This is a genomic window from Virgibacillus natechei (genome assembly GCF_026013645.1).
GTDB lineage: Bacteria > Bacillota > Bacilli > Bacillales > Amphibacillaceae > Virgibacillus_L > Virgibacillus_L natechei.
In genome coordinates this window covers 2,819,305-2,837,536 of sequence record NZ_CP110224.1, presented here as the reverse complement: position 1 = coordinate 2,837,536, position 18,232 = coordinate 2,819,305, and the positions used below count along the sequence as shown (strand labels likewise).

The window sequence follows — 18,232 nt, the reverse complement described above, 5'->3', positions numbered from 1 at the left end:
TTCAATTAAACGTAAAATAGCCGAGGTGTTCAGAAATAAGCTGAGCACCTTCTTTTATTTCAGAAATAAATTCTTCTTTTCACTTTAGATTCATTATAAAGGACAAGGAACGGTCCCGTCCCACACTCCTCAATAGAACCCTGAATACTTATGTTGGATAATGGAGTAAATGATCTTTTTTGCAAGGCTTTCTATTTGGGGATTTTTGCGGTATTGGACGTAAACCTTATTCGGGATGTTATAAATGTTACTTATTTCCCGGATTTCTACTTCCGTTTCATACCTTGTGTCAATACCTAGTTCAGGTATAATCCCAATTCCTATCTCATTGGCAACAGCCTTTAAAAGCATTTCATTATTATCGACATCTATTCGGGTTATATTTTGTGCACGAATGAGTTGTTCATCAATTAACTTCCATAAGGAGGAATTTCTGCTATAACTTATAATCGACTCCCCATTTAAGTCATCTATTTGAAGCGTTTGTTTTTCACATAAATGATGATTTGCTGGCAGTACAAGCACCAGATTATTATCAAATAGATATTCTGAAATAAGGTTTTGGTTGTTTGATAGAACATCTCTACTAAAAATTAAGTCAATTTCACCTGATAAAACCCTTTCATTTAAACTTACGGAATCATGGCCTTCTATTACTTGAATATCGATATCGCCAGTTGATTTAATCGTTTTCAGAAGTTCTATAATAAAGGAATAAGCGTATCCAGGGGAGAAACCGACTTTTATGACGGGGTCTTTAACCATGTTTGTAATTTCTTTTGAATGTGTAATATATATTAAAATATTATTCGCATAATCGATAAACATATTCCCTTCTTTTGTTAAGAAGATTTCATGTCCAATTCTTTTAAAAAGTTCACATTGTAGGATGTCTTCTAATGCTTTTATTCGTGATGTGATGGTTGGTTGCGTAACATTAAGAATAACTGCAGCTTTTGAATAACTCTTATATTTGGCTACAGTAAGAAAGGTTTGTAACTGACTTTCATTCATGTTATTACCTCCTGAATGTGCTTTTATTAAAATCGATTACTTAAGGTGATCCCCTTAATAAATGCCATTCAATAATAGGTCAAAAAACAGCGTAATGTCAACTAAAGTAACAGAAGGGCTGAATTATAAATTATATTCGAAAAAGTGTGTATAAATATTTTTTTGGAATTCTTCAAATATCAAAATTTTTTTCAATTGGTATTTAACGAATAGGGCACTTATAATGAATGGTAAGAAAAGAGTTAAACCAACTATTAATTATTCGACTATCAGTAAGGGGGGATTCTACTACATAATGTAAGTGGTTACATTGTGTTGAAGTAATTGAAGGAACTCCAATTGGAAAATAAGCCGATAAGTGAAAACTGATAGGAAACATTACTATGAACGATTTAATTATAAAATGGAGGGTATCAAATGGATCAATTTATACGTGACAACGTAGAAAAAAGTGAATTTCTTGTTAATAGAAGTGTATTTACAGATAGAGAAATGTTAGCAAGAGAACGAGCAGAAATTTTTAATAAGTGTTGGTTATTTATTGGTCATGACACAGAGATAGCGGAATTAGGCGATTATAAACGCAAAAAAGTAGGCGGGCGTAATTTATTATTTGTACGTAGTCAGGATGGCGAAATTCGGGCACTATTCAATACATGCCCACATCGCGGTGCACTAATTGCCAGAGAAAATGAAGGAAATTCAAGAGTTTTCCGTTGTTTTTACCATGCTTGGAGTTTTAAAAATGATGGTGAGTTGGTAGGCATGCCTGGGAAGGATGGTTTTCCTGAAGATTTTAACGCTGAAGGTACGAAGAATATGAAAGCGGTTAAACGAGTAGAGAACTATCGTGGGTTTGTATTTGTGAATTTTGACGAAGATGCTATTTCATTAGATGAATATTTAGGAAATGCGAAAGAATATATTGACCTTGTAGTAGATCAATCAGAATATGGGTTAGAAGCACAAGGTGGCGTGCAGGAATATAGCGTAAGAGCGAATTGGAAGTTGTTAGCTGAAAACAGTGTTGACTTATATCATGGAATGCCTACGCATAAAACGTATTTTGATATTAAGCAAGCCCAAGATCCCGAATTAAAGAATGTGAAATTAGAAGGAGAAGGCGTGGAACTCGATAACGGTCATGCTGTTATAGAATATATAGCTCCTTGGGGAAGGCCGGTTGCACAATGGACGCCTATTTGGGATGACGAATTGAAGCAAGATATGGAGCGAATGAAGGTTAAACTTGCTGATCGGTATGGCGAGGAACGTGCGGACCGAATAGCCAACTATAACCGTAACATTGTAATATTTCCTAACCTGGTAATTAACGATATTATGGCTGTGACGGCAAGAACATTTTATCCGACATCTCCTGGTTACATGGAAGTATCCGGCTATTCACTAGCACCTAAGGGAGAAGAAGAGACGCATCGGATGGCAAGAAATGATAACTTCCTAGAGTTTTTAGGCCCAGGTGGCTTTGCGACTCCAGATGATAATGAAGCATTAGAATTATGTCAAGAAGCTTATAACAATAACGAAGAAGTTGAGTGGAACGATATTTCCAAAGGCATGGTAAGAGGAGCAGGGAATGCAATGGCAACAGATGAGGTCCAAATGAGGAATTTCTGGAGACAGTATAATGCTAGAATCCAAGAATCATTGAACAAGGAGAAGGAGGTCGCTCAACGATGACTGTAACTACGTTAACACGTCAAGATGTGGTTGATTTTCTTTATACGGAAGCAAAAATATTAGATGAGTGGAGATTAATGGAATGGCCTGCACTATTTACGGATGATGGTACCTACACCGTACCACCTTTAGGTGATCCGGAAGCTGATCCAACAAAATCTTTATTCATTTCGCATGATAATCGAGCGCGACTCCAGGAACGTGCAGAAAGATTATTAAAGAAAGAGGCCCATGTCGAGTATCCACACTCTACCACGGTCCATAATTATAATAATATATTGGTCAGTAATTTGGATTCAGATGTCATCACAGTGGAGTGTAATTTTACAATACACCGAACGAAAAGAGAAGTCATGGACACGTTCATTGGAAAACATACGTATGAACTCGTCCTACAGAATGGTGAACTTAAGATAAAAAGTAAAAAGGTTGTCTTACATCTAGATAGCCTGAGACCGCATGGAAAAATTAGTTTGATTCTATAGCGTAATCTATCAAGATTGAAAGGTGGTGGCTGGAAGTATGAATGAAAGCGAAGTATACGATATGACCATTATAGGTGGAGGCCCTGCTGGTTTATTTACTGCTTTTTATGCAGGTATGCGTCAAAAAAGTGTGAAAATTATTGAGAGTTTACCAGAATTAGGCGGTCAGCTTGCAGCATTATATCCGGATAAATTTGTTTATGATGTAGCTGGGTTTCCAAAGATAAAAGCAAGTGATTTGGTAGATGGACTGATTAAACAAATGGATCAATTCGAGAATGATGTTTGCTTAAATGAAGAAGTAATGGATGTAACAAAGGAAGACGATATTTTTACGATAAAAACAAGTACGCAAACCCATTATTCGAAAACCATTATTATTACTGCAGGGAACGGAGCCTTCAAACCAAGAACCATGAATTTGGATAATGAAGATCAATTCGAAGGAAAGAACCTGCATTATCGTATCGAAAATTTAACTGATTTTAAAAATAGGGATGTCGTTGTTTTTGGTGGCGGCGATTCAGCCGTAGACTGGGCTTTAATGTTAGAGAATATAGCGTCAAACGTCTCCATTGTCCATCGAAGGGATCGATTCAGGGCCCATGATTATAGTGTGAAATTAATGGAGGAATCTTCGGTTGATGTCTTAACCCCATATATTCCAACTGAAATAATGGGGGAGGATAAAATTGAAAACGTAACGCTTAAAAAAGCAAAAGGCGATGAGAATATGGAACTTAAAGCGGATGACTATATCGTGAATTATGGTTTTATATCCAATTTAGGACCCATTAATAACTGGGGATTGGAAATAAAGAACAATTGCATTCTAACAAACTCGAAAGCTGAAACGACTGTACCTGGTATCTATGCCGTTGGGGATATATCTACCTATGAAGGCAAGGTTAAATTAATGGCAACTGGCTTTGGCGAAGCTCCGATTGCAGTAAGTAATGCGATCGTCTACATGGATCCAAAAGCCTCCTTACACACTGCTCATAGTACGTCTATTATGAGTAGGGAAGAGAATAAGAAGGAAAAGAAAGAGAAGAAAGAAAAGGCAGTTAAGAAAGAAAGTAAGGAAAAAGAAGTTGTCTACTAAAAATTAAATATGGAGGCTATCAATCATGAAAACAGAAAAAGAAATCTTAAATCAAGAAACCGCACAGGAGAGGTTAGAAAAACATTTACGAACCGTAGCGCATATCGGTCATGTAGAAATTAGTGTCACACATTTCGAAAAATCGTTATGGTTTTTTACAGAAGTAATGGGACTCGTATTAACAGAAAGAGATGGGGACCGCGCTTACTTACGAGCATGGCAGGATTTTGATGATTATACGCTGGTATTAAGAGAATCGAATGTATCTGAAGTAAATCGTATGGGTTGGCGTGTAAGCACGGAGGAGTCACTAAAGCTATTCGAAAAGCAATTAAAAGAAATGAATATTGACTTTATATGGGTAGCAGGTGGACAGAAGCGAGCTTTAGGCGATGCGATTCATTTTAAATCCCCTTCTGGATTCCCGGTTGAACTATATTGGGAAAAAGAATTATTTGAAACGAATGATCCGAAATTGCAGTCAAAATTACCGAGCCATCCAAGTAAATATAGCTTTAAAGGCGTTTCACCTCGTCGTTTTGATCATGTTAATATGATGGTTAATGATGTGAAAAAAGAACAACAATGGTGGACCGATCTGCTAGGTATTCATCATCGTTATTATATTCAGAATAAAGAAGATGTACGCCTAGGTTCATGGTTGAGTAGAACGAATATTGCACACGAAATGGCACTCATGAGAAACGCCAATCAAGATGGTGCATCTTTCCATCATTTAGCCTATTACCTGGATTCTCCAGATGAACTTATTCGTGCAGCAAATATCATGGCAGAAAATGATATTGAAATTGAGTGGGGTCCTGGTAAGCATGGAACAAGTGGTGCACAATTCATCTATGTCTTTGAGCCTTCTGGCCATCGAGTAGAAATTTGGACTGGTGGATTCCTGATTTTCTCACCAGATTGGGAACCAATTGAATGGGGACCAGAAATCGGTCAATTAGGACTAGAAATGTGGGGAAGTACACCACCGGAATCTTATTTCACCTATGGCGCGAAAATTGGTGAATAACGCGGAAGAGGTAGACGATATAAGTCGTCTATCTCTCATTAAAAAATAGGAATGCTAGGAGAGTTCATTCGTGCAACGTAACTTAAAAATTGATTTTCATACGCATATTATTTCAGAGGAATTTTTAAACTTAGCCGAAAAATATGGTGATGATCGTTGGCCTAGTTTAGAGAAAACATGTGACTGTGGCGCCAATATCATGATAAAGGGAAAGAAATTTAGAGAAATAACGGATCAAGCATGGGATACAGAAAAGCGCTTGGAAGATATGGATAATGAAGGAATTGATATCCAAGTATTATCACCTATTCCCGTTACATTCAGCTACTGGTCAGAGCCTGAACAAGGGTTAGAGCTAGCAAGATTCCAAAATGATTTTATTGCATCGATCACAAAAGAACATCCAAAAAGGTTTATTGGTTTAGGTACCGTTCCCCTGCAAGATGTTGATATTGCAATAAAGGAAATGGAACGATTAGTTAATGAATTAGGCTTAAAAGGGATTCAAATAGGTAGTAATGTGAACGGTAAGAATTTAGACGATCCAGAACTCGAACCTTTTTTTCAGGCTGCAAATGAACAGGGAGTTCCATTGTTTGTTCATCCTTGGGAAACATTAGGAGGCGAACGAATGCCGCGCCATAACTTCATGTATATGGTCGGAATGCCTTCCGAAACTGCATTAGCAGCAGGAAGTATTATTATGAGTGGAATGTTAGACAAATATACGAATTTAAAAATATGTTTTGCGCATGGTGGTGGGGCTCTGCCGTATTTATTACCACGAATGGACAAGGGCTGGAATGTGTGGCCCCATATAAGAAAGACCGAGAATCCACCTAGTCACTATGCGAAATTACTTTATTATGATTCACTTGTTTACGATGAAAACAACTTGCAATTTATGATTGACCGGTTTGGAGTGGACCAAATAATAGCTGGTTCTGACTATCCTTTTTTATTACGTGAAGCTCCATCTGGAAAAGTTGTTGATCGATTAACAACACTAAATGACGATGAAAAGAACCAAATCCATGGTCTTAATGCGTTACAATTTTTAAATTTGGATAAAGAAGAATATATGTAGAAACGTAAATAGATAGGTAGAATACTAGTGAAAGATACGCATACAACAAGAATAAAAGGAGAGGATAACCTTGGCATTTGTTATAACGGAACCGTGTCTTAGTGAAAAATCAGGAGAATGTGTTAGTATTTGTCCGGTCGACTGTATCGTAGAGGGACCCGACCAATTTTTTATTGATCCAGACACATGTATTGATTGCGGTGCTTGCGTAGCTGCTTGTCCAGTCGATGCAATCGTGGATGAGCATGATTTAAATCCTGCACAAGAAGTATATCTGGAAAAGGCTGAGAGCTTTTTTGGCAGTTAAGAAAATATATCCATATTTCTTACTGCATAAGTGCAACTAAGGCTGTCACCGAAAACCTTGGTGACAACCAAGTTTTCTAAAGTAGGGAGCTCGCTTGGTAGATTTGCGATTTCCTGAAGTAATGGTGGACAAGGATTTGGATTCCAGGATTTAAGGGAATGGATAGAATCTGTTGAACGATACTACATTGATTAAACATCTGATCACCCGGCTATGATTTTGTTATTACTTTATCATAGTGATGGTGATGGGTGTTTTTTGTTTGTTGTTTTTTAATTGTAGAATTTGAGGGATCATTTGAAGTAGCACTATTATATCTTTTCTAACCTGTGGTATAATACATTAAAGGTGGTGCTAGTATGGAATTTATTTCAAAGCTATTCGGTGTTAATTGAAAAGAGACCGGCTCTTACACTGTGAGGTTAGATGGGGTGAGGAGCACATTTGCAGCTTGGCAGTTAGGATATATCTTCCTACTGCATAAATAGATTTGGAGATAGATAAATGAAATGTTCGAAAACTCAAACAGGAAAGTGAAAGCACACCGACATTCTCATAAATATTTCACCATCTAGCGTTATATACCTAATGTTTTCTTTCCAATTTAATTGTGTTGGCTCACCTGTTGGGGTTTCAAAACGAACCACCTCATTCGTTGCACTCTTGCACTTACGAGAATCAAAATAACTTTGGAAATCTGTTTTTTAATACAGACTATCTGTATATGGCAACTTAATAGTGGATCAGTAGATGTTTCGCATTTAGATGATCTAACCTACGACCCGATTAATTAAACAGTTATATAAATAAAAATGGATGAAGGACTACTTAAAGAGTTCTGTTGTCTTTTTTTCTTCAAAGTAAAAATGGGTAAAAAACTGAATGTTGATTGTAATCAGCAAGTATAAATATAACCCATATTTTACCATTTGACAACTAGAACTTATTAATGTAACGCTAGTGTGTTTATTTTAAAGGTGTAGCTAAAGATCTTCCGCTGGAATCTACCTTTAAGGGGATCTGGCCATTCCTATATGCCATTATATTCTGGCTAATCATTTTTGTTGCATTTCCGCAAGTTGTAACATTCTTACCAAATCTTATTTTCAATAATTAAGAGAATTTATTAATACTGTACTAAACTAATCGGGCACATTAAAAGTATCTTGAAAAAACAGCAGGTTTGAGTGAGAACACTTAAGCAACAAAATCTAGTTAATCAAGAAAATTTTTAATAAAGATAAGAGAAAGAGTGATTTAATGTCAGTCATTGATAAACGATTAAAAGAATTAGGAATTGAGCTTCCAGAGGTTTCCGCACCTCCCGCTTCATTTATTCATGCAGTCACTACAGGTAATTTGGTTTACACATCAGGTAATGATTGTAAAGTAAATGGTGAATTTATGTACACAGGAAAATTAGGAAAGGAATTGACAATAGAGGAAGGATCTAAAGCTGCTAGGCAAACGATGATTAATTTACTAGCTGTTTTAAAGGATCACCTTGGTAATCTAGATCGTATAAATAAGGTCGTAAAAGTATTAGCATTTGTTAATAGCGCACCTGGGTTTAATGAACAGCCTTATGTAGTTAATGGGGCTTCTCAATTATTAGAACAGATTTTTGGTGAGAATGGTAAGCATGCACGTACAGGTGTTGGAACTAATGAGCTACCATTTAGTATGCCAGTAGAAATTGAAATGATTGTAGAATTAAAACCAGAGTAATGAAAGGTAAATTTTCTCTAGCTGAATTATAGTTTAATATTGTTTAATCTCTTTGTATACATTAATTCATGAATAATGACAAGGAAGATGGTTTTTCCTTCGTGAAGAAAGTCGCCATAATTGGTGGAGGAGTTATTGATCTTTTCGTGTGCCTACTATTTATGTAAGCAAAATGTAGAGGCAGTTCTTATTGCTAAAGGAGAGCTAGGTGAAGGTTGATCAAGTGGAAATGCGGTGTTAATTACTTCTTCCCTTTTTCAACCTTTGCCGACTCCTGATTTGGTGGATACTTCCCTGAAATGCCTTACGTTTGATTTCGGAATTTGATTTAGCATAAAGTAGTTATAACCGATACATGTTGTTTGGTAGTTCAATGAAGATAAGGATAGACGTTCACGATACCTTTTAACAATGGGAAGCTGCCTTTCCGTCATTCAGACTGCAAAACGAAAAGAGAGACTGCAAAATATATTGACTTGATTTGCCAATTGCTAAGTGTCCTTTATATCCAAACCATACGAGGTTCTTTCCTTCACTGTTCTTTTTCACACCCTACTTTAGGTCTTGAGGTTCTCCAGCACATAACTCGTTTAAAGGCACATCTAACTGAGCTTCTATTTTCTTTTCGTAAAGTGGAAGGTTCGCTTCTTTTTCTGCTTTGTTCGATAAGCTATTGTTCACGCTCTTCTTTGGATTTTCGCCTGCATTTTCTCGGCTCAGGTTTTGATTTTTCTTCTTTTGGTGGAGCCTGATCACGTGCTTTTAAATGGGTTGCGTCAATAGCGACGATGTGATTCATAATAAAGCCTTCCGCAATTTAGGGTTTGTCTTTTTGGCAAAAAATAGAATTAAAATTATCACTGAATATTCCGACCGTATTAACTTTAATTTTTTATTTTGTTGCGCATATAGGAATAAATGCCTTTTAAAGTCTCCAAATCGTATTTATAATATGTTGATGAAGTAGAAATACACTTTATATACATCGGAAATAATGTATGCGTTTCCAAAAATACAAGGAGGTTTTCTCTATGCAAACCGAAACGAAACAGGATGTAATGAATTGTTCGCATTTCATTAATGGAGAATATGTACAATCAACCAATGGAAAAACGTTTGAAAACGTGAATCCAGCAACAGAAGAGGTATTAGGAAATATTGCAGAGGGCGGAAAAGAAGAGGTTGATCAAGCAGTAAGTGTTGCCAGAAAAGCACTCAAAGGTGAATGGGCAAATATGCCTTTACGAAAGCGCTCCAACATCATTCGTAAAATTGGTGATTTGATCTTGGAAAGAAAAGATGAATTGGCGAGACTTGAATCCTTGGATACAGGCAAACCATTATGGCTTTCCACGAATGTTGATATCGATCGTGCAGCGAATAATTTCTATTTCTTTGCTGACTATATGACATCAGTAGGAACAGAAGCTTATGAGCAAGATGATTTAGCTATCCATTATGCTATTCGTCGTCCAGTGGGTGTTGTGGGGCTCATTAATCCATGGAACTTACCATTATTTCTTATGACGTGGAAGTTGGCTCCAGCGCTTGCGGCGGGTAATACGGCTGTGATGAAGCCATCTGAAGTGACACCAATAACAGCGACCATACTGGGACAAATTTGTAAGGATGCCGGTGTACCAGATGGTGTGGTAAACATGGTTCATGGATTTGGTGATACAGGAGCAGCTCTTTCTTCCCATGAAGATGTCGATGCGATTGCCTTTACTGGTGAAACGGTAACAGGAACTGAAATTATGAAGGCTGCAGCACCAACATTGAAAAAACTGTCCTTTGAACTTGGTGGCAAAAATCCAAACGTTATTTTCGCAGATGCTGACATGGAAGACATGATTGAGACAACCGTTCGTTCTAGTTTCATTAATCAAGGCGAAGTTTGTCTATGTGGTTCAAGAATTTATGTGGAGCGTCCGATTTACGATGAATTTCTGGAGCGATTTTCAGCAAAAGCAAAAGAATTAGTTGTCGGTGATCCGTTCGATGCAGATACAAAGGTTGGCGCATTAGTTAGTGAAGAACACTATAATAAAGTGCTTGGCTACTTGGATATTGCGAAAGAAGAAGGTGGAACATTCTTGACAGGTGGTAAAGCTGCTGAAGGATTTGACAAAGGCTTTTTCGTGGAACCAACAATTATTACAGGTTTAGGAAAAGATTCAAGATGTGTACGCGAAGAAATCTTTGGACCAGTTGTAACCGTTGTTCCTTTTGATACAGAAGAAGAAGTACTGGAACAAGTAAATGATACACATTACGGTTTAAGTGCAAGTTTATGGACGAGTAATGTTAAACGCGCCACTGGTTTCAGCAGACAAATCGAAGCTGGTATCGTTTGGGTTAACACATGGTTCCTACGTGATTTACGCACACCATTCGGCGGGATGAAACATAGTGGTATTGGTCGCGAAGGTGGAGCTCATAGTTTTGATTTCTACTCGGAATTAACAAATATTACGCTCAAAATGTAGGAGGATCTTAAATGAAAACCGAACACACACCGAAAACGGTAAGTCATGCGAAGCATTTAGCCGATGCTTGGAGTAAAAAGGAAGGGGTTCAGCCAATTACAGGGCTGGATCCTGAACTCTCCGTTGATGACGCTTATCACGTACAGTTACACACGATCGAACAAAAGGTGAATAGCGGGCAACGGGTTACAGGGAAAAAGATTGGCTTAACATCTAAAGTAATGCAAGAAGCGTTAGGTGTAGGTGAACCAGATTATGGACATTTATTAGATCAGATGAGCGTTGAAAATGGAGGAACAGTTTCAACAGATCGTGTCCTGCAGCCAAAAGTAGAAGGTGAAATTGCCTTTATTTTGAAAGACGATTTAGTTGGACCAAATGTAACGTCATTAGATGTATTAAAAGCAACGGATGCAGTTGTTCCAGCGCTTGAAATTATAGACAGTCGCATTAAAGATTGGAAGATCACATTAGCGGATACGGTTGCAGATAATGCTTCATCCGGATTATATGTACTTGGTGGAAACCCCAAAAAAATTGCAGACGTAGACTTAAAGCAAATGGGAATGGTGCTCTACAAAAATGATGTCCTGCAAAACACTGGTGTTGGCGCAGCGGCATTAGGAGACCCAGCAAAATGCGTTGCCTGGTTGGCTAATAAACTAGCAAACTACGGGATTACATTAAAAGCTGGTGAGGTCATTCTATCTGGAGCACTATCGGGTGCCATGGAAGCAGAGCCTGGGGATCATTTTTACGCAAAGTTTGCCGACCTAGGGGAAGTACATATTTCATTCGCAGAATAAGGAGGGGAACGACTTGGATAAAAATAAAATCAAAGAGCTTGCTGATTATGTGCATAATGCAGAAAAAGAAAAGCAGGACAGCCCATTTTATCCGGTGGAATCACAGCAGCCGTTCGACTGTCTCCTGGTGATTTTGTCCAAGCAAAATATGGTGGGCTAGGCGAAGTATCCTTTTTCGTTAAAGAATAAAAGAGGGAGTGAAAGACGTGCCACTTATCAATGTGCAAATTATGGAAGGAAGATCTCCTGAAAAAATTGAAGCGATGATGGAAAATGTGACCAATGCAGTTAGTGAATCACTCGATGCACCAAAAGAAAATGTACGCGTTATTGTGGATGAGGTGCCAAAAACACACTGGGCCATTGGGGGAACATCAGCAAAGAAATTAGGGAAGTAATATGGTTGGGTGGTCACAAAAAGATGAATCGAGGAAGATTCTTTCATGAAGGTTTTCCTCGTTCTAAAAAATTCAATAAATTTTCTGATGATTCCGTATAAAGGAATTGTAATCTTTTAATAACTTAACTTAACCTATATACTATTATTAATCTTTCTATAGAACTTTTATTTAATTTTTTAAGTTTAATTGGAAGCGATTGCATTTTTTGTGTTTATCTAACTAATAAGTGGGAGCACGCAAGCTTTTGGCGAAGAGGTTAGGGCTTCTGGGCAAAAAGATAGTGAAGGGAACTACTATTCTAAAAAAGGGAGACTGAAAATGAGATCAAGATTAGAAAAACCACCTGTAGCTCAATTAGCACACGTGGAACTGTTAACACCAAAATTGGAGGAAACATTGTGGTTTTTTAAGGAAATTTTGGGTTTAACGGAGACGGAACGTAAAGGGCAATCTGTTTATCTGCGAGCATACGAAGATTTCTACCATCATTCACTAAAAGTTACTGAGGCGTCACATGCCGGATTAGGTCACATTGCTTGGAGAACATCTTCACCCGAGGCATTGGAAGAATCTGCAATTTCCCTGGAGGAAGCTGGTGTTGGACAGGGGTGGATTGAAGGCGATAGAGGGCATGGACCTGCTTATCAGTTCCTTTCGCCAGATGGGCATCAATTTGAACTATTGTGGGATGTTGATTATTACAAAGCCCCATCGGAAGAAAAAAGCTTATTAAAAAACCGCCCTCAAAGACGCCCTTTAAGAGGAGTACCGACAAGACGTCTTGATCATGTTAACATCATGGCTTCTGATGTTGAGCCCAATCAAAATTTTTTACAGAATGAACTCGGGTTCAATCTGAGGGAATTAAAATTGGGTGAAGGAAAAACCCAAATAGGAGCATGGTTAAGTGTGTCCAATCTCGTTCATGAAATTGCCATGGTTCGCGATGCCACCGGACAAAAGGGTCGACTTCATCACGTGGCTTTTTGGTACGGTTATCCGCAGCATTTATTTGATATTGCAGATCTTTGTGCTGATTACGGGATAGAAATAGAGATGGGACCTGGTAAACATGGGACGACCCAAGCGTACTTTTTATATATTTACGAACCTGGTGGTAATCGTATAGAGCTTTTTGGAGATTCGGGATATCTCATCTTTGATCCGGATTGGGAAACAGTCGTATGGGATGTTTCCAATAAATCAGACCTTGAAAAAAGCTCAATATGGTTCGGACCAAGACTTCCGGAAAGTTTTTATAATTACGGGACTCCAAGTGTGCAACCTGTAAAACAAACCATTGAATAAAACCTTGTTGACAGATTAGGGCTGATGCTGGAGAAAGTTGATGAATTAATAAAAATGTCATCGATACGGTTAGTGAGTCATTGGTGGGAAGAGTGTAAATTGGGAAGATAATCCTGGTTTTTAGTATATTTTATTAAATTACCTGATCAATAGAAACAGAAAAGGTAGTCTAAAGGATAGGGGGCGTCTTTACGTGCCCCTTTGAAATATAAAGTTAAAATCCACTGATATTATTGAACTAGATCATTTTCCTTATAAACAAAACACAAATGTTGCACATAGCGGAATTATCCCCTTGTTTTTCATAAAAAAGATTATACAATTAATTTTACGGAGCATTTTTTCTCTCTCCACAGTATTGAAAGCGTTAACATAGATGGAGAGGTAAATAAATGATATGAAAGGGGAATGAGAAATGGAACAAGGATGTAATTTCAATTAAAATAACGATGAATATAATAAACGCAGCTTTTTGGAAACACTTTAATAATTGGGGGTTCCTACATTTTTGCTAATTTAAGTGACCACACAAATCTAGCCGTATCAAAAGGAAGATATAATGGGCGGTAGATTGTCCGCCGTTCGGATGCAGCTTGCGAAGAATGACCCAAAAGGATCGGTATACTTAATCGGCGTGTGTGAAGTGATGTTTGGATGTAGAAATCCTGACTATGTTAAGGAATTGGTGCACTTGCTATTTTAAAATCTGCTACATCGTGATCTCCAATGGGATAAGTCTAAATAAAATAAACAACTCGCTGAAGCGGATTTTAATTTAATGTTCGACAGTGATATTTCATGGATTCCGACCATAAATAAAAAAGCAATGGTACAAAGGTTTCTTTTGTTGATAAGATCCACTAAAGGAAAGAGCACGTTATGGTATATTCCTTAAAAAGATTTTTGAAACGGATTTGTATATTACATTGAAGTAAATTAACAACGACTTCAATTATTAAGACATATGAAGCGATGATTTTTTAACATGAGCAGCAGAAAAAAGGAAATCATCGTGCCGAGTCCTTGGATACCGATGTAATACCGCAGAATATCTCACAGACTGTTTAAGGACATCAATTGCCGTCGCTTTACATGGTGGGTGATGTTTAACGATAAGATTCCATTAAAGCGGCATGCTACTCCAAGTGAAATTGATCTATCTGTTCACTTTCTTGTTTTAGCTCAAAGTAGTTTTAAATAGGAAGTACATTGATAATAGATGGTGGGATGAGTATCTGTCGAAATAAATTATATTTTAAGAAAATACTTCATATTGTTCCCTATAGCTCAACAATCGCCTTTTTATTAGATAAGATATGTAATATAATGAAAATTATAAATTAATAAATTTTTAGAGGGGGGCGAGATATTTATGGAAAAAGAATAAATTGTATTATACATCATATTAATTCAAATTTTCACACTGGTTATGATTCTATCACTCAATAACTTAATTGAAAGGCGTGAATAAATTGGAGAATTATACTACTAGTACCGCATTTTTAGAGGCATTACAGGAGGCAGGGGTTTCCTATCTTTTTTCAAACTTCGGAAGTGATCATCCAGCTATGATTGAAGCTCTCGCACAAGCAGAAAAGGAAGGAAAAAAACTTCCGAAAGTTATTACATGTCCTCATGAAATGGTTGCTTTAAGTGCGGCTCACGGATATGCACAAGTAAGTGGAGAACCACAAGCAGTAATCGTCCATGTTGAGTGCGGCACTCAAAATCTAGGTGCAGCGATTCATAATGCATGGAAAGGACGTGTACCTGTACTAGTCTTTGCTGGGACTTCACCATACACCCAGGAGGGAGAATTACTTGGAAGTCGAAACGAGTTTATTCACTGGATTCAAGATGTTCCTGATCAACGAGGAATAGTTAGAGGATATATGAAATATGATAATGAAATTCGTACAGGGACAAACGTTAAACAAATGGTACACCGTGCACTACAAATTGCAAAGTCTGGACCTAAAGGGCCAGTATATTTAGTAGGGGCTCGGGAAGTTATGGAAGAAGAAACAACGAAAGTAAATCTAAACACTGAATTATGGGAGCCTATCGCACCTAGCGCAATTGCACCAAAAGACATTGGACCATTTATCGAGGATTTACGAAAGGCCGAACATCCTCTAGTTGTGACCTCATATTTAGGTAAAAATAAGCAAGCAGTAGAAGAACTTGTGAAATTTTGCGATAAAATGGCAATTCCAGTACTAGAATCGGTGCCCAATTACATGAACTTTCCTTCTGACAATCCGCTTCATTGTGGATATCAGTGGAACACACCGGGACAAAATGATTTGCTTTCAAAAGCTGACTTTATTCTAGCTATTGACAGTGATGTACCCTGGATTCCATTTAAGAACAAACCATCAAAAAATGCTGTTATTTATTATATTGATGAGGACCCTCTTAAGGAAGGGATGCCACTTTGGTATATACCATCAAGACGTTTCTTTGCAGCAGATGCTGAAACCGCTTTACAACAAATAAATGATTCACTTTCGCTGACTGAAATTAATGAAAGAAAGATTGAACAGCGTAGGAAAGAAATAAAAGATTACCATTTACAACAAAGACAAGAACAAGAAGAAGCAGAAAAATATCCTGAAGAAGCACTTACACCAGAATATGTACTTGCTAGTGTTAGAGAAATAGTAGACGAAGATACAATTGTTACAAATGAACTTATCTCGAGCTATCAGGCATCATATACTCATTTAAACATGACGAAACCTGGTTCAATTTTAGGTAGTGGTGCAGGTGGCCTGGGATGGAATGGCGGAGCAGCGGTAGGAGCAAAATTAGCGGATCCAACAAAAACAATAATTAACTTAGCTGGGGATGGCTGCTACATGTTTAGCGTCCCTTCAGCTGTATATTGGGTTGCGAGAAAATATGATGCACCAATTTTAACAATTATATTTAATAACCGTGGATGGAATTCTCCTAAATTATCAACTCTTGGCGTACATCCAGACGGGGTTGCAAATGAAACGGATCAATTTTTTGTCGATTTCACACCTCATGCGGATTTATCAAAAATTGCTGAGGCAGCAGGTGGAGCTTATGCACGAAAAATTGAAAAACCTGAAGAAATGAAAGGCGCGCTTAAAGAGGCTCTAGATGTTGTAAGGTCGGGGCAATCTGCGGTTTTAGATGTATATTTACCAGCAATTAAAAAAAATAAATTTGAAAAGGAGAATGAGGAACATGCAACAGTTTGAAAAGGTTTCTAAAAGTTACATTAATGGTAAATGGGTTGAAGGAGATAGCGGTCGAAGTTTTCGAAATGTAAATCCCTATGATGAATCGTTAATTGCAGAAATTAAAATAGCTTCAAAGGCACAAACAAAAGAAGCTTTTGAGGTAGCAAAAGAAGCGCAAAAACAATGGGGCATGTCTACAACTGAGGAACGTAAAACTGTGATCAGAAAAGTAATTGAATATTTCAACGATAACAAGGACGAAATTATCCAACTTATTAGTCGTGAAACCGGTGGAACAATAATAAAAGGAAACGTTGAGTTTTCTCTTGCGCTAGATGTAATCCAAGAGGCACTAAATTACACTGATCAGCTTGATGAGGTAAGAGAGGTAACAGGGGGGCCAGAAGGTAAAGTTAACAAGATTTATCGTAAACCACTTGGTGTAATTTCATCCATATCGCCGTTTAATTTCCCAGTTAATTTGTCACTACGGACAATTATACCTGGTATCGCGCTTGGAAATGCTGTTGTGCATAAGCCAGGAATTGAAGTAGGGATCGTAGCGGGTGTTGTGTTAGCAAAGGCATTTGAATATGCCGGACTTCCTGCGGGTGTTTTCAATATGCTTCTAACTGATAGTAAAGAAATCGGTGATGAAATGTTAGAGAATCCAATTACTCAATTAATTGGTTTTACAGGTTCAACTCCTGTAGGACAACATATTGGATCTGTTGCTGGTAAACATTTAAAGAGAGTGGCTCTTGAACTTGGAGGGAATAGCCCGTTCGTTGTATTATCGGACGCGGATGTCGATCAAGCAGTTAATGCAGCTGTTTTTGGTAAATTTATGCACCAAGGTCAAATATGTATGATTATTAATAGATTTATTATCCATAAAGATAAGTACGATGAATTTCTAGAAAAGTTCACTGCTCGAACAAAAGAACTTCCTTGTGGAGATCCGCAAAACCCAAATACTGTAATTGGGCCTCTTATTAATAAGGGGCAACTTGATAAAGCAAAGAGTTACATTGAACTAGCAAAAAAAGAAGGTGCAAAAATTGTTCTTGAAGGAAGAGTTAACGGAAACGTCATGACTCCATCAATATTTGCAGATGTAAATAATAAAAGTGAATTAGCTCAGGCAGAGTTATTTGCTCCAATTGCAATGGTGATTAAAGCAGATTCAGATGATGAAGCTGTAAAAATGGCTGAAGATACAGACTTTGGGTTAAGTTCATCTATCTTTACAACAGACTTAGAAAAAGGTGAAAAATATGGAGTCCAGTTGAATGCAGGAATGACCCATATAAATGACCAAACTGTAAATGATGCACCAAACGTTCCATTTGGAGGTACAAAGGCAAGTGGAGTAGGTTGTTTTGGGAATCCTTGGGTTATTGATGAATTTACACAAATGAAATGGCTATCTGTTCAAACGAAAGAAAGAGTCTTTCCTTTTTGAGATAACTAAATAATCTAAATAATATCTCTAGTATTTATATTATTCAGATGCTTTCTTAGTGAAATAGTTTAAAATAATAAAGCTTTAT

15 protein-coding genes and 1 pseudogene are annotated in these 18,232 nt (G+C 37.4%); 14 read left to right on the top strand and 2 right to left on the bottom strand.

Features of this window, described 5'->3' with window-relative positions; genetic code table 11:
• Positions 1 to 129: 129 nt before the first annotated feature.
• Positions 130 to 1,014 carry a LysR family transcriptional regulator gene (locus tag OLD84_RS14580; RefSeq protein ID WP_209464727.1) on the bottom strand — a complete coding sequence of 295 codons (885 nt, stop codon included), beginning with the start codon at positions 1,012 to 1,014 and terminating at the stop codon, positions 130 to 132.
• 417 nt (positions 1,015 to 1,431) lie between these two features.
• On the opposite strand from OLD84_RS14580, the gene OLD84_RS14575 reads away from it, so the two are divergent.
• The 7 genes from OLD84_RS14575 (at position 1,432) to OLD84_RS14545 (ending at position 8,460) form a co-directional block, all read left to right on the top strand.
• Positions 1,432 to 2,715: an aromatic ring-hydroxylating oxygenase subunit alpha gene (locus OLD84_RS14575; RefSeq protein ID WP_209464728.1), complete on the top strand. Its 1,284-nt coding sequence runs from the start codon at positions 1,432 to 1,434 to the stop codon at positions 2,713 to 2,715.
• A complete protein-coding gene (locus tag OLD84_RS14570) occupies positions 2,712 to 3,200 on the top strand; it encodes an aromatic-ring-hydroxylating dioxygenase subunit beta (protein WP_209464729.1) in 489 nt (162 codons plus the stop codon). Before OLD84_RS14575 ends, OLD84_RS14570 begins: the two co-directional genes overlap by 4 nt.
• 37 nt (positions 3,201 to 3,237) lie before the next feature.
• Positions 3,238 to 4,305, top strand: a complete 1,068-nt coding sequence (locus tag OLD84_RS14565; RefSeq protein WP_209464730.1) for an NAD(P)/FAD-dependent oxidoreductase — start codon at positions 3,238 to 3,240, stop codon at positions 4,303 to 4,305.
• A 25-nt stretch (positions 4,306 to 4,330) separates the two neighbouring features.
• Positions 4,331 to 5,338 carry a VOC family protein gene (locus OLD84_RS14560; RefSeq protein WP_209464731.1) on the top strand — a complete coding sequence of 336 codons (1,008 nt, stop codon included), beginning with the start codon at positions 4,331 to 4,333 and terminating at the stop codon, positions 5,336 to 5,338.
• A gap of 70 nt (positions 5,339 to 5,408) precedes the next feature.
• Positions 5,409 to 6,425 (top strand): amidohydrolase family protein, encoded by a 1,017-nt coding sequence (locus OLD84_RS14555; protein ID WP_209464732.1) that lies wholly within the window; start codon positions 5,409 to 5,411, stop codon positions 6,423 to 6,425.
• Positions 6,426 to 6,495: 70 nt separating this feature from the next.
• Complete coding sequence (locus tag OLD84_RS14550) at positions 6,496 to 6,732, top strand: ferredoxin family protein (protein ID WP_209464733.1); 237 nt, start codon at positions 6,496 to 6,498, stop codon at positions 6,730 to 6,732.
• A gap of 1,260 nt (positions 6,733 to 7,992) precedes the next feature.
• Positions 7,993 to 8,460 carry a RidA family protein gene (locus OLD84_RS14545; RefSeq protein ID WP_209464734.1) on the top strand — a complete coding sequence of 156 codons (468 nt, stop codon included), beginning with the start codon at positions 7,993 to 7,995 and terminating at the stop codon, positions 8,458 to 8,460.
• Between the two features lie 338 nt (positions 8,461 to 8,798).
• Here the strand turns inward: OLD84_RS14545 and OLD84_RS14540 are convergent.
• Positions 8,799 to 9,277, bottom strand: a pseudogene (locus OLD84_RS14540) (IS5/IS1182 family transposase); the annotation flags it as partial.
• A 214-nt stretch (positions 9,278 to 9,491) separates the two neighbouring features.
• Here OLD84_RS14540 and OLD84_RS14535 point away from each other — a divergent pair.
• From OLD84_RS14535 to OLD84_RS14505, 7 genes are all read left to right on the top strand, one after another.
• On the top strand, positions 9,492 to 10,949 hold the full coding sequence (locus tag OLD84_RS14535; protein ID WP_264917217.1) for an aldehyde dehydrogenase: 1,458 nt from the start codon (positions 9,492 to 9,494) through the stop codon (positions 10,947 to 10,949).
• Positions 10,950 to 10,960: 11 nt separating this feature from the next.
• Positions 10,961 to 11,755 carry a 2-keto-4-pentenoate hydratase gene (locus OLD84_RS14530; protein WP_209464297.1) on the top strand — a complete coding sequence of 265 codons (795 nt, stop codon included), beginning with the start codon at positions 10,961 to 10,963 and terminating at the stop codon, positions 11,753 to 11,755.
• Positions 11,756 to 11,768: 13 nt separating this feature from the next.
• Entirely contained in the window at positions 11,769 to 11,915 is a 147-nt protein-coding gene (locus OLD84_RS14525; protein ID WP_209464298.1) for a hypothetical protein, read from the top strand.
• 46 nt (positions 11,916 to 11,961) lie between these two features.
• Positions 11,962 to 12,153 carry a 4-oxalocrotonate tautomerase gene (locus OLD84_RS14520; protein WP_209464299.1) on the top strand — a complete coding sequence of 64 codons (192 nt, stop codon included), beginning with the start codon at positions 11,962 to 11,964 and terminating at the stop codon, positions 12,151 to 12,153.
• Between the two features lie 321 nt (positions 12,154 to 12,474).
• Positions 12,475 to 13,464, top strand: coding sequence for a catechol 2,3-dioxygenase (locus OLD84_RS14515; RefSeq protein WP_209464300.1), 990 nt, complete (start codon positions 12,475 to 12,477; stop codon positions 13,462 to 13,464).
• A 1,463-nt stretch (positions 13,465 to 14,927) separates the two neighbouring features.
• Positions 14,928 to 16,697 carry a thiamine pyrophosphate-requiring protein gene (locus tag OLD84_RS14510; protein ID WP_454617769.1) on the top strand — a complete coding sequence of 590 codons (1,770 nt, stop codon included), beginning with the start codon at positions 14,928 to 14,930 and terminating at the stop codon, positions 16,695 to 16,697.
• On the top strand, positions 16,684 to 18,144 hold the full coding sequence (locus OLD84_RS14505; protein WP_209464302.1) for an aldehyde dehydrogenase family protein: 1,461 nt from the start codon (positions 16,684 to 16,686) through the stop codon (positions 18,142 to 18,144). Before OLD84_RS14510 ends, OLD84_RS14505 begins: the two co-directional genes overlap by 14 nt.
• Positions 18,145 to 18,232 lie beyond the last annotated feature (88 nt).

What these genes read in the sequence shown, in the direction of transcription:
- OLD84_RS14580 (WP_209464727.1), bottom strand. Translation starts at nt 1,014, where the DNA reads ATGAATGAAAGTCAGTTACAAACCTTTCTTACTGTAGCCAAATATAAG.
- OLD84_RS14535 (WP_264917217.1), top strand. Translation starts at nt 9,492, where the DNA reads ATGCAAACCGAAACGAAACAGGATGTAATGAATTGTTCGCATTTCATT.
- OLD84_RS14545 (WP_209464734.1), top strand. Translation starts at nt 7,993, where the DNA reads ATGTCAGTCATTGATAAACGATTAAAAGAATTAGGAATTGAGCTTCCA.
- OLD84_RS14565 (WP_209464730.1), top strand. Translation starts at nt 3,238, where the DNA reads ATGAATGAAAGCGAAGTATACGATATGACCATTATAGGTGGAGGCCCT.
- OLD84_RS14505 (WP_209464302.1), top strand. Translation starts at nt 16,684, where the DNA reads ATGCAACAGTTTGAAAAGGTTTCTAAAAGTTACATTAATGGTAAATGG.
- OLD84_RS14515 (WP_209464300.1), top strand. Translation starts at nt 12,475, where the DNA reads ATGAGATCAAGATTAGAAAAACCACCTGTAGCTCAATTAGCACACGTG.
- OLD84_RS14560 (WP_209464731.1), top strand. Translation starts at nt 4,331, where the DNA reads ATGAAAACAGAAAAAGAAATCTTAAATCAAGAAACCGCACAGGAGAGG.
- OLD84_RS14530 (WP_209464297.1), top strand. Translation starts at nt 10,961, where the DNA reads ATGAAAACCGAACACACACCGAAAACGGTAAGTCATGCGAAGCATTTA.
- OLD84_RS14570 (WP_209464729.1), top strand. Translation starts at nt 2,712, where the DNA reads ATGACTGTAACTACGTTAACACGTCAAGATGTGGTTGATTTTCTTTAT.
- OLD84_RS14575 (WP_209464728.1), top strand. Translation starts at nt 1,432, where the DNA reads ATGGATCAATTTATACGTGACAACGTAGAAAAAAGTGAATTTCTTGTT.